Source organism: Dyella sp. (assembly GCF_035277725.1).
Classification (GTDB): domain Bacteria; phylum Pseudomonadota; class Gammaproteobacteria; order Xanthomonadales; family Rhodanobacteraceae; genus Dyella_B.
The window spans coordinates 1-11282 of record NZ_DATEJY010000095.1; the positions used below are offsets into that span (position 1 = coordinate 1).

The 11282-nt window shown below is 61.9% G+C and carries 11 protein-coding genes; 8 read left to right on the top strand and 3 right to left on the bottom strand.

Annotated elements, in window-relative coordinates:
• Together VJR68_RS08745 and petA are read right to left on the bottom strand one after the other, a co-directional pair.
• A partial coding sequence (locus tag VJR68_RS08745; RefSeq protein WP_324147290.1) for a cytochrome bc complex cytochrome b subunit occupies positions 1 to 1301 on the bottom strand: 1301 nt, incomplete at its 3' end.
• Entirely contained in the window at positions 1301 to 1906 is a 606-nt protein-coding gene (petA, locus tag VJR68_RS08750; protein ID WP_324147291.1) for a ubiquinol-cytochrome c reductase iron-sulfur subunit, read from the bottom strand. The genes VJR68_RS08745 and petA, both read right to left, overlap by 1 nt.
• Before the next feature lie 240 nt (positions 1907 to 2146).
• Between petA and VJR68_RS08755 the strand changes: the two genes are divergently transcribed.
• The gene (locus VJR68_RS08755) at positions 2147 to 3364 is read left to right on the top strand and encodes a trypsin-like peptidase domain-containing protein (protein WP_324147292.1); all 1218 of its coding nucleotides are present in this window, start codon (positions 2147 to 2149) and stop codon (positions 3362 to 3364) included.
• 65 nt (positions 3365 to 3429) lie between these two features.
• On the opposite strand, the gene VJR68_RS08760 is transcribed toward VJR68_RS08755, so the two are convergent.
• A complete protein-coding gene (locus VJR68_RS08760; RefSeq protein ID WP_324147293.1) occupies positions 3430 to 4509 on the bottom strand; it encodes a lytic transglycosylase domain-containing protein in 1080 nt (359 codons plus the stop codon).
• Positions 4510 to 4736: 227 nt separating this feature from the next.
• On the opposite strand from VJR68_RS08760, the gene miaB reads away from it, so the two are divergent.
• The 7 genes from miaB to VJR68_RS08795 all read left to right on the top strand — a co-directional run.
• Positions 4737 to 6080 carry a tRNA (N6-isopentenyl adenosine(37)-C2)-methylthiotransferase MiaB gene (miaB, locus tag VJR68_RS08765; protein WP_324147294.1) on the top strand — a complete coding sequence of 448 codons (1344 nt, stop codon included), beginning with the start codon at positions 4737 to 4739 and terminating at the stop codon, positions 6078 to 6080.
• A gap of 9 nt (positions 6081 to 6089) precedes the next feature.
• A complete protein-coding gene (locus VJR68_RS08770; protein WP_324147295.1) occupies positions 6090 to 6593 on the top strand; it encodes a GNAT family N-acetyltransferase in 504 nt (167 codons plus the stop codon).
• 134 nt (positions 6594 to 6727) lie between these two features.
• Complete coding sequence (locus tag VJR68_RS08775) at positions 6728 to 7747, top strand: PhoH family protein (RefSeq protein WP_324147296.1); 1020 nt, start codon at positions 6728 to 6730, stop codon at positions 7745 to 7747.
• The gene (gene ybeY / locus VJR68_RS08780) at positions 7747 to 8220 is read left to right on the top strand and encodes an rRNA maturation RNase YbeY (protein ID WP_414647754.1); all 474 of its coding nucleotides are present in this window, start codon (positions 7747 to 7749) and stop codon (positions 8218 to 8220) included. The genes VJR68_RS08775 and ybeY overlap by 1 nt, the downstream gene beginning before the upstream one ends.
• Positions 8221 to 8366: 146 nt before the next feature.
• Entirely contained in the window at positions 8367 to 9206 is an 840-nt protein-coding gene (locus VJR68_RS08785; RefSeq protein WP_324147298.1) for an HlyC/CorC family transporter, read from the top strand.
• Positions 9207 to 9367: 161 nt separating this feature from the next.
• Positions 9368 to 10612: a DUF4105 domain-containing protein gene (locus VJR68_RS08790; protein ID WP_324147299.1), complete on the top strand. Its 1245-nt coding sequence runs from the start codon at positions 9368 to 9370 to the stop codon at positions 10610 to 10612.
• Between the two features lie 80 nt (positions 10613 to 10692).
• A partial coding sequence (locus tag VJR68_RS08795) for a CorA family divalent cation transporter (protein WP_324147300.1) occupies positions 10693 to 11282 on the top strand: 590 nt, incomplete at its 3' end.

Here is an 11282-nt window from a genome sequence, read left to right on the forward strand (position 1 = left end):
TCATGCGTCGTCACCCGTTCCGGAACCGGCTTGGTCTTTTCCCAGCCAAGATGCGTGTACAGCCACAGGAATACGAAGAACCCGAAATAGATCAGCACCATCGTGCGACCAAAGAAGTTCTCGATGCCGGTGACGTCGGAGTCGGCGCCGAACAGCATCGGAATCAAGTCGGCGGTGGAGTCGGTACCGATCAGCATCAGCCCGAAGAACGCGAGGACGAACAGCGTCAGTGCCACCTTGAAGCCAGTACCGCGATAACGGATGGATCGCACCTTGCCGCCGTCGATCCATGGCATCAGGAACAACAGCACGATGGCGCCGAACATACCCAGCACACCCCACACCGCGGTGCCCAAGGCCGACGGAATCATGCGCACGATTGCGTAGAACGCGGTGAAGTACCACACCGGCTTGATCTGCGCGGGCGTGACGAGATTGTTCGCCGGAATCGAGTTGTCGTGCTCCAGGAACCAGCCGCCAAAGGTGGGCTGGAAAAAGATGATGAAGGCGGCGATGGCCAGGAACAAACCCACACCGACCAGATCCTTCACCGTGTAGTACGGATGGAACGGAATGCCGTCGATCGGCTTGGTCGGATCCCAGCGATTGCCCTTCGGCCCGTGCTTCACATCCACGCCGTCGGGATTGTTCGAGCCCACTTCGTGCAGCGCCGCCAGGTGCAGCACCACCAGCAGCAACAACACCAGCGGCAGCGCGATCACATGCAGGGCGAAGAAACGGTTGAGCGTAGCGTCGGCGGGCAGGAAGTCACCCATGATCCATTCGACCAGGTCCTTGCCGATCACCGGAATGGTGCCGAACAGCGACACGATCACCTTCGCACCCCAGAACGACATGTTCCCCCACGGCAACACGTAGCCCATGAAGGCTTCGGCCATCAGCACCAGGAAGATCAGCATGCCAAGCAGCCACACCAGCTCGCGCGGCTTCTGGTACGAGCCATACATGATGCCACGGAACATGTGCAGGTAAATCACCACGAAGAACAGCGACGCGCCCGTGGTATGCATGTAGCGGATCAGCCAGCCCCACTCCACGTCACGCATGATGTACTGCACCGAATCGAACGCGCCGGTCGCGCTCGGGTCGTAGTTCATGGTGAGGAAGATGCCGGTGACGATCTGGTTGACCAGCACCAGCAGCGCGAGCGAACCGAAGTAGTACCAGATGTTGAAATTCTTCGGCGCGTAATACTCGGTCATGTGCTTGCGGTACACCGGCATCAAGCCGGGCGCGCGCTCAATGACCCAGTCGCCGATGTTCGAGATGAGGTTCGCCATTACGAATTCCCCTCCGCATCCACACCGATCTGCACGGTGCTGTCGTCGACAAAGTGATAAGGCGGAATCTGCATGTTCTTCGGCGCAGGCACGCCCTGGTACACGCGGCCGGCCATGTCATAGCGCGAGTGGTGGCAGGGGCAGTAGTAGCCACCTTGCCAGTTCGGATCGAACGGCTCGGGCTTCATTTCGCCCACGTAGTCGGGTACGCAGCCCAGGTGCGTGCAGATGCCCACCATCACCAGCCATTCCGGCTTGATGGAGCGGGTATCGTTCTGCGCGTACTTGGGTTGCTGGTCGGCAGAAGCACCGTCGGATTTCGGATCGACCAGACGCGAGTCTTGCTTCGGCAACGCCGCCAACTGCGCCGGCGTGCGATTGACGATGAATACGGGAAGGCTGCGCCAGCCGACGATCAATTGCTGGCCCGCTTCGATCTTCTTCAGTGACTGGGTAACGGGCGCGCCGGCGGCCTTGGCTCTTGCACTGGGTTCCCACGACTTGATGAAAGGCACTACTGCAGCCACTACGCCTGCTCCCCCCACCACGGCAGTCGTCGTGGTGAGAAAACGGCGGCGGCCTAGATCGACGACTTCGTTCGCCATCAGGCTCTCCGGTACTTGCATGCCATTGACACTGCAGAAACCAGACTCTGCCAATGCGGGCGAGCTAAAGATTCCGCTTCGCCGACCGCCCCTCAGGATCGTGCCCCTGCAAAATCGCGTTACCTACTACAAATCGCGTTAGTCTAGCCTCAGGTCAAGAACCCTACAATAAAACCGCACGGGCGGTCACGTCGCTCTGCCACACTTACGCGCTTACTTTTTCCTGCAGACTGATACGACATGAAGCATGCCGCCGGCATCGTCGCCTTTGTTGCCCGATTCGTGATACTCGGGCTGGCGATCGCGTTCGTGATCAGCTTGATCTGGCCGGGTGTCGGCGATCGTCTGCGCACACGCTTCGGATTTCAGCACGAGCAAGCATCGACATCAGCGGTGACGTCACCGGCGTTGTCGCAACCCGCACCGTTTTCGTATGCCGATGCCGTTGCGAAAGCCGCGCCTTCTGTCGTGAATATCTACGCCAACAAGGTCGTGACCGAACAAGCCATCCGCATGTTCAACGATCCGCTGATGCAGCAACTGTTCGGCGGCACGCCGGCGGGTCCTCCGCAGACACGACGCGAACAGAACCTCGGCTCCGGCGTGATCGTCAGTGCAGACGGCTACGTGCTCACCAACAATCACGTGATCGCCGACGCCGATGACATCCAGGTGCTGCTCTACGATGGCCGCGTGGCAAAAGCCAAGCTGGTCGGGGCAGACGAGGAAACGGATCTGGCGGTGCTGAAGATCGTCGACGCCGGCAACCTGCCGGTGATCCAGATGGCCGATCCGAAAAAGCTGCGCGTGGGCGACGTAGTGCTCGCCATCGGTAATCCGCTCAACCTCAATCAGACCGTGACCATGGGCATCATCAGTGCCATCGGCCGTCAGTTGAACAACAGCAGTCCGGAAGATTTCATCCAGACCGATGCCGCGATCAACCTCGGCAACTCCGGCGGCGCGCTGGTCAACAGCAACGGTGACCTGGTCGGTATCAACACCCTCCTCATCGGCAAGGCAGCTAATGCGGAGGGTATCGGTTTTGCCATTCCGGTCGATACGGCTACCAACGTACTGCGACAATTAATCGCAACCCATCAGGTCATCCGCGGCTGGCTCGGCGCCAACTATGGCTTCGTGCCGATAGCAGCCGATAGCGGCCTGCCCGCCGCGGCCGCGCGCGGTGCACAAGTCACTGATGTATACCCGGGCGGTCCTGCTGCAGCTGCCGGCATCCAGCCGCACGACATTCTGCTGCGCCTGGGCAATGACGACATCCGCGATCCGGCCGATCTAAGCCGGCATGAAGCAATGCTCAAGCCGGGCGGCAAGGTGGAAGTCTCCGGCTTGCGCAATGGCGTGCCGTTTCACGTGATGGTGAATGTGATCCAGCGGCCGCCGCGGCTGCCGGCCATGAGCACGCAGGGAAATACGGGCAGCTTCATCGAAGGGTAGGTTGGGGTGCGCCCCCCAACATGGCGCGATGACACGCATGGCGGTGTTGGGGTTTGCACCCCAACCTACAGGCTTGCCAACGGCGGATGCAGCGCCTTGCTGTATCGCTGCAACAATTCCCCCACGCGCTGCACATACACCTGCGTCTCCGCAAACGGCGGCACGCCGTTGTAATGCTGCACGCTGCCCGGCCCGGCGTTGTACGCCGCAGCGGCCAACCGCACGTTGCCGTTGAAATTCTTCATCAACAAACCGAGATAACGCGCCCCGCCACGAATGTTCTGCGCCGGATCGAACGCATCGAGCACACCCATGTCGTTCGCGGTACCCGGCATCAACTGCATCAGCCCCTGCGCGCCCTTGAGCGACATCGCGCGCGGATTGAAGGCGCTTTCGGCGTGAATGATGGCGCGAATGAAAGCTTCATCCACACCCGATTCCAGACTCGCCTCGTGGATCACGTCCTTGTACGCATCCAGGTGCAGCGCCACCGTGTTCCAGTTGATGTTCGAGTGCAGATTGCACGCCATGCACGTGGCGATGTAACTGAAAAGCTTGGTGACGTTATTCGCCTGCGCACCACCCGGCGGGATGTTGGTGTATTCCACACTGCCGTCACGATGCACCACCCGATACACCGCACCACGCAGCACGCGATTGTCCGCTGAATCCTGCGTACCGCTTTCCGCCAGCGCGGCGGCGGCGCCAGAGTGCGAATCGCTGTACGTCCACTGCCCCGGCTTGCCATCGAGCGGCGGCGCCGCGCGCGCCGTGGTGGTCACCTCCGCCGTCACCCGGTCCAGCGACACGATGATCGGCGCAACCGGCCTGGCCGTGGTTTCCACCCAGCCGCTGACCCAGGCCAACGAACTCACCTGGCTCGACATTACCCGCCTGGGGCCGGCATGGGCTGCAGGTGCGGGGAACGATGCCACCTGCTTGCACTCCTGGTAACCCGCCTTGCTGCTGGTAAACACCGCCTCGCCCTGCGAGCCGGTACAGCGATAAAGCGCACCGGCTTGCACCGGCCGCGCAGCCAGCAACAGGCTGCCGCCGAGCAGAACCAGCAGGGCGAGCGTCAGGCGTGTGGAGAGGCGGGTTCCCCGTGGGCCGCCGCCTCCCCTTTGGCGTACGGCGGTAAACATGGCGGGCAGTTTGCGCCCACAACCGGTGCGCGCCAAGCGCGAATTGCCCAAATCGTGTGCCAGAACATGGATGCCGTAGGTTGGGGTGCGAACCCCAACATGGCGCGGGGATGGGGATAACGATGTTGGGGTTAGCACCCCAACCTACGCGCCTGGCTCAACGTGCGAGTACAATACGCGGTTCGACGCATTCCGCACCGCCCTCCGAATCCACGGTACCCGACGCCATGAGCGGCAAGCTTTTCATCAAGACCCACGGCTGCCAGATGAACGAGTACGACTCGGCCAAGATGGCCGACGTGCTGCGGGCATCGCATGGCCTGGAACTGACCCAGGATGAGTCGGAAGCGGACGTGATCCTGGTCAACACCTGCTCCATCCGCGAGAAGGCGCAGGAGAAAGTCTTCAGCCAGCTCGGCCGCTGGCGCGAACACAAGCAGGGTGGCAAGCCCGTGTTGATCGGCGTGGGCGGTTGCGTGGCCTCGCAGGAAGGCGAGGCGATCTTGAAGCGCGCGCCGTTCGTCGACCTGGTGTTCGGCCCGCAAACCCTGCATCGCCTGCCCGAACTGATCGAGGCCAAGCGCGCCACCGGCAAGCCACAGGTCGACATCAGCTTCCCGGAAATCGAAAAGTTCGACCGCCTGCCCGAACCGCGCGCCGAAGGCCCCACCGCCTTCGTGTCGATCATGGAAGGCTGCTCCAAATACTGCAGCTACTGCGTGGTGCCCTACACCCGCGGCGAGGAAATCAGCCGCCCGTTCGACGACGTGATCGTGGAAGTGGCGCAACTCGCTGAGCAAGGCGTGCGCGAAGTGATCCTGCTGGGCCAGAACGTCAACGCCTATCGCGGCCCCACGCACGATGGCGGCACGGCGGATCTGGCCGTGCTGATCCACGCCATCGCGCAGATCGAAAGCATCGGCCGCATCCGCTTCACCACCTCGCATCCGCTGGAGTTCTCCGATTCGCTGGTGGAGGCGTACGCCAACGTGCCGAAGCTGGCGAACTTCCTGCATCTGCCGGTGCAAGCCGGTTCCGATCGCATTCTCACGGCGATGAAGCGCGGCTACACGGCGCTGGAATTCAAGCAGAAGATTCGCAAGCTGCGCGCGGTGCGTCCGGATATCTGCATCTCCTCCGACTTCATCGTCGGTTTCCCCGGTGAAACGGATGCGGATTTCGAGAAAACCATGAAGCTGATCGACGACATCGGCTTCGATCAAAGCTTCTCCTTCATCTTCTCCGCACGCCCTGGCACGCCGGCAGCGAATCTCACTGACGACACACCGGCTTCGGTGAAGAGCGAACGCCTGGCACGCCTGCAGGCCGTACTCAACGAGAACGCCCGCAAGATCAACGAGGCGATGGTCGGCACCGTGCAGCGCGTGCTGGTGGAAAAGCCCAGCAGGAAAAACGCAAACGAACTCACCGGCCGCACCGAAAACATGCGCTACGTGAACTTCCCCGGACCTGCGCGCCTGATCGGCCAGTTCGTGGACGTGGTTATTACGGAAGCCATGACCAATTCGCTGCGTGGACGTATCGCCACCGTGGATAGCGAAGCCGCCTGACTCGCCGGCATGGGCGCTGACGCTACACGTATCCGCTTGATGCCTTTCCAGCCGCAGCATGCTGCGGCGGTGGCTCAGTTGATCGTGTCGATCCAGCGCGAGGAATTCGGTTTCGATATCGACCTGGAACGCCAGCCGGATCTTGCTGCGATTCCCGCTTATTACCAGCAGGGCATGGGCAATTTCTGGGTGGCGATGGATGAAAACAAGATCATCGGCACGATCGCGCTGAAAGACATCGACCACCACAGCGTGGCTTTGCGCAAGATGTTCGTGGCCGCTGACTATCGCGGCACGGCATGGGGCATCGCCATCAAGCTTTTGCATGGCGCGCTGGATTGGGCGAAACAGCACGCGGTGCGGAGCGTATTCCTGGGCACCACGGATAAATTCCATGCCGCGCATCGTTTTTATGAAAAGCACGGTTTCGCGCTGATCGACAAAGTGCAGTTGCCGGCAGGCTTTCCCTTTATGCCGGTTGATACGCGCTTCTATCGCCTCGACCTTACGTAGTCGAATGTTTCCATCACGCCTAAAACTCACCCGTCACCCCGGCGAAAGCCGGGGCCCAGCGACTTACCCATGAAAACGCTGGACCGCTGCCTTCGCCGGGGTGACGATGGACCTCTAATCACCGCAAGATACCTATGAACAACGGTTTGAACCAACGCGATTTCGCCCTCGACCCCGAAGACAACGCCCGGCTCGCCAACCTGTGCGGTCCGTTCGACGAACACCTGCGCCAAGTGGAGCTGCGCCTCGGTGTGGAGATCGACCACCGCGGCAACCTGTTCCAAGTGATCGGTGACGAGCCTGCCGCACGCGCCGGCGAAAAAGTGCTTCGCGCGCTGTACGCCGCCACCGAAAACGAAGCGCTCACCGGCGCCAAGATCAACCTGCACCTGGCCGACTCCGGCATTGAATCGATCGTGGAAGAAGCCGCCGAAAGCGCGCAGGAAGTCACCATCAAGGTGAAACGCGGCGTGATCAAGGGCCGCGGCCCGAACCAGGCGCGCTACCTACACGCCATCACCACGCACGACATCAACTTCGGCGTCGGCCCGGCCGGTACCGGCAAAACCTATCTCGCCGTGGCCAGCGCAGTGGAAGCACTGGAAGCCAACCGCGTGCAGCGCATCCTGCTGGTGCGTCCGGCGGTGGAGGCGGGTGAAAAACTCGGCTTCCTGCCCGGCGATCTATCGCAAAAAGTAGACCCTTATCTGCGCCCGCTTTACGACGCGCTGTATGAAATGCTCGGCTTCGAGAAAGTCGCCAAGCTGATCGAACGCAACGTGATCGAGATCGCGCCGCTGGCGTACATGCGTGGCCGCACGCTCAACGATTCCTACGTGATTCTCGACGAAGCACAGAACACCACCGTCGAGCAGATGAAGATGTTCCTCACCCGCATCGGCTTCGGCTCGGTGGCGGTGATCACCGGCGACGTCAGCCAGATCGACCTGCCGCGGCACGTGCGCTCCGGTTTGCGCCACGCCGTGGAAGTGCTGCGCGGCGTGGATGGCATCAGCTTTACCTTCTTTACCTCGCGCGACGTGGTGCGCCACCCGCTGGTGGCGAAGATCGTGCGGGCGTACGAGGCGTTTGAGGCAGCGGCAGACGAGGAACAGGGGCCCGGCAATTCGAACAAACCCGGGCGCGGGAGCTGATCCAGATGGGCGAACCGCTGGCCACCGTGCACCTCAGCTACGGCATCCCGCGCGCCGGCGTGCCCTCGCCCGTCAGCTTCCGCCGCTGGGTAGAGGCCGCCCTGGCCGGAGCAAAACGACGCCGGCCAGCCGAGCTGTCCATTCGCATCGTGGGCACCCGCGAGGGCCGCACCCTCAACCGCGACTACCGGGGCAAGGATTACGCCACCAACGTGCTTTCCTTCCCGGCGGATCTGCCGCCAGGCATGCATCTGCCCTTGATCGGCGATATCGCCATCTGCGCCCCGGTGGTGCGCCGCGAAGCCGCCGAACAGGACAAGCCGGCGCTTCACCATTGGGCACACATGACGGTGCACGGCGTACTGCATCTGCTGGGTTACGACCACATCGTGGAGGCCGAAGCGGTGCGGATGGAGGCGCTGGAAACGCGCATTCTCAAAGGGCTGAGCATTCCCGACCCCTATCAGCTTTGAGAACCATCGCCCCGGCGAACGCCGGGGCCCAGCGACTTTGCCTCACGACTTCAGCGCTGCAGTCCACTTTCCCTAAGCTCTGAATTGTCACGGTTTTTCCGCTAGACTCATTTTCCCGCCCGGCTTGGGCTGTTTTTTCAAGAGTAATGAACGAGGACCCTGGCAGTACCAGCGGCCCCGTCCCCCGAAAATGGTGGGATCGACTGGGCCATCTGTTTTCCGGCGAACCGCGCAACCGCGAAGAACTGATCGACGAGTTGCGGACCGCCCAGGCCAACGGCCTGCTGAGCGCCGACACCCTTCCCATGCTGGAAGGTGCGCTGCGAGTCACAGAGCTCAACGTCGACGACGTGATGGTGCCCCGCGTCCAGATCGTCATGATCGACGTGGACTCGCCGCTCCCCGACATCCTTGCCGCCGTGGTGGAATCCGGCCACTCCCGCTTCCCCGTGCATGGCGAAGACAAGGACGACATCTTAGGCATCCTGCTCGCCAAGGACCTGCTCAAGTACTTCGGCAACGGCCACGACTTCGACCTGCGCACCATCCTGCGCCCAGCCGTGCTGATCCCCGAATCCATGCGCCTGAACGTGCTGCTGGCCGAATTCCGCCGCAGCCGCAACCACATGGCGCTGGTGGTGGACGAATACGGCGGCGTCGCCGGTCTGGTCACCATCGAGGACGTGCTGGAAGAAATCGTCGGCGAAATCGACGACGAACACGACGACGAGGAAGAACCCAACCTCGTGCGCGCCCAGGCCGAAGGCGAATGGATCGTCGACGCCCTCACCCCCATCGCCGACTTCAACGAAGAAGTGAGTGCGGCGTTCTCCGATGAGGAATTCGACACCGTCGGCGGCATGGTCACCGCTGAATTCGGTCACCTGCCCGAGGTCGGCGAACAGATCGACATCGGCAACTTCGAGTTCCGCGTGACCCAGGCGGATGATCGGCGCGTGCAGCAATTCCGCGTCGTACGCCGCTAGCCGCCGCTGTTTCTCCCCCTCCCCTCCGGGGGGAGGGTCGTAGGTTGGGGTGCGAACCCCAACATGGCCCTCTCCCATGCATCACGACGTTGGGGTTCGCACCCCAACCTACCCCTGCTCATCCGCTACCCTTACCCGTCCCGACACCATCGCCCAACCGCATGACCAAGGCCGGCCGCATCCTCCTCATCGCCCTCACCCTCCTGTGCAGCGCGATCCTCCCCGCCCACGCCGGCGTTGCCGACACCCCAGGCGAAAACCTGGAAGTCTCCCTCATCACCTACGGCCCCGGTGACATCTACTGGGAACGCTTTGGCCACGACGCCATCGAACTGCGCGACACCGCCAGCGGCGAAGAAGCGAACTTCAACTACGGCGTGTTCAACTTCGACGAGAAAAACTTCTTCTTCAACTTCGCTCGCGGCCAGATGCATTACCTGATCGACGCCGAAACCACCGCCGACGAAGAAAACTTCTACGCCCAAGCCGGCCGCTCCGTCACCAAACAAAAACTCGCACTCACCGCGCAACAAGCCGCCGCCCTGCGCGACTTCCTGTTCTGGAACCTGCGCCCCGAAAACGCCACCTACAACTACGACTACTACGTCGACAACTGCACCACGCGTGTGCGCGATGCCCTCGACCGTGCACTCGGCGGCGTCATCAAAGCGGGGCTCACACAACTGCAAGGCGGCATGACCTACCGCCAGCAAACCGTGCGCCTGATGAGCGCGCAACCGTGGCTGATGCTGATCCTCGATCTCGGCCTGGGGCCCTACGCCGACCAACCGCTCAACGCATGGCAAGAAAGCTTCCTGCCGGAAGAACTGCAAAAGAGCATTCGCAACATCGCCGTTGCAGATGGCCACGGCGGCACACAACCACTCGTGCAAAGCGAAACCCTGCTTTCGCCCAACCGCCTCAGCACACCGCCGGCCACGCCACCCGATCTGCGCATTCCGCTCGGCATTGCCGGTTTGATCATCGCCACGTTGATAGTCGTCACATGGCGATACGCACGCCTCGTTTACGCACTACTCGGCAACCTGTTCCTGCTACTCGCCGGCCTCGTCGGCCTGGTCATGCTGATGCTGTGGACCCTCACCACGCATCATTCGGCATGGGCCAACGCCAACCTGCTGCTCTTCAATCCGCTTGCTTTCCTGCTGGTGCGTTCAGTATGGCGCACCCGCCGAAACATCAGCCCATCTCCCTTTGCCAATAACGCACTTACGCTGCAGTTGATCCTGCTATTCATCGCCCTGCTGCTGCATCTGCTACCAGGCATCGTGCAGCAGAACCAGCCGTGGATATTGTTTGCGCTACCCTGCTGGCTCGCCATGGCATGGAGCCTGCGCAAAACACCACAAGTCCGTCATTCCCGCAAACGCGGGAATCCATCTTGATCTTCAACGGACTGCCGAACACGTACAGGAAGACTGAAATCATGCCCGCGCCCGATGCACTCGCTACAAGCTCATCCCCCATGGTGGTCAACTGCGTCGCCTACCGCAATGACGGCACGCGCCTGCGCGACATCAGCGTCGACGACATCAGCGAAGTACTGAAAGAACCCGACACCTTCGTCTGGGTCGGCCTGCACGAACCCGACAGCCCATTACTGCTGAAACTGCAAGAAGAATTCGACCTCCACGACCTGGCCATCGAAGACGCCCAGCAAGCCCATCAACGCACCAAGATCGAAACCTACGGCGACTCACTGTTCATCGTCGTACAAACCGCCCAACTCATCAGCAGCCGCATCGCCTTCGGGGAAACCCACATCTTCCTGGGCAAACGCTACCTCATCACCGTCCGGCACGGCGCCTCGCTCTCCTACAAACCCGCCCGCCACGCCTGCGAGAAAACCCCGGAGCTGCTGGCACTCGGCCCCAGCTACGGCCTGTACGCCGTGCTCGACTTCATCGTCGACAACCTGCTCCCCATCGTGCGCGACTTCCGCGAAGAACTGCAGGAGCTGGAAAAAGACATCTTCGCCGACACCCTCAACCGCAACACCGTCCGCCGCCTCTACGACATGCAACGCGACCTGATGACCCTGCGCCTGGCCGCCGC

Excerpts from the sequence above, each read along its gene's own strand:
- VJR68_RS08785 (WP_324147298.1), top strand. The coding sequence starts at position 8,367 with ATGAACGAGGACCCTGGCAGTACCAGCGGCCCCGTCCCCCGAAAATGG.
- VJR68_RS08790 (WP_324147299.1), top strand. The coding sequence starts at position 9,368 with ATGACCAAGGCCGGCCGCATCCTCCTCATCGCCCTCACCCTCCTGTGC.
- VJR68_RS08770 (WP_324147295.1), top strand. The coding sequence starts at position 6,090 with ATGGGCGCTGACGCTACACGTATCCGCTTGATGCCTTTCCAGCCGCAG.
- VJR68_RS08755 (WP_324147292.1), top strand. The coding sequence starts at position 2,147 with ATGAAGCATGCCGCCGGCATCGTCGCCTTTGTTGCCCGATTCGTGATA.
- VJR68_RS08760 (WP_324147293.1), bottom strand. The coding sequence starts at position 4,509 with ATGTTTACCGCCGTACGCCAAAGGGGAGGCGGCGGCCCACGGGGAACC.
- VJR68_RS08775 (WP_324147296.1), top strand. The coding sequence starts at position 6,728 with ATGAACAACGGTTTGAACCAACGCGATTTCGCCCTCGACCCCGAAGAC.
- miaB (WP_324147294.1), top strand. The coding sequence starts at position 4,737 with ATGAGCGGCAAGCTTTTCATCAAGACCCACGGCTGCCAGATGAACGAG.
- petA (WP_324147291.1), bottom strand. The coding sequence starts at position 1,906 with ATGGCGAACGAAGTCGTCGATCTAGGCCGCCGCCGTTTTCTCACCACG.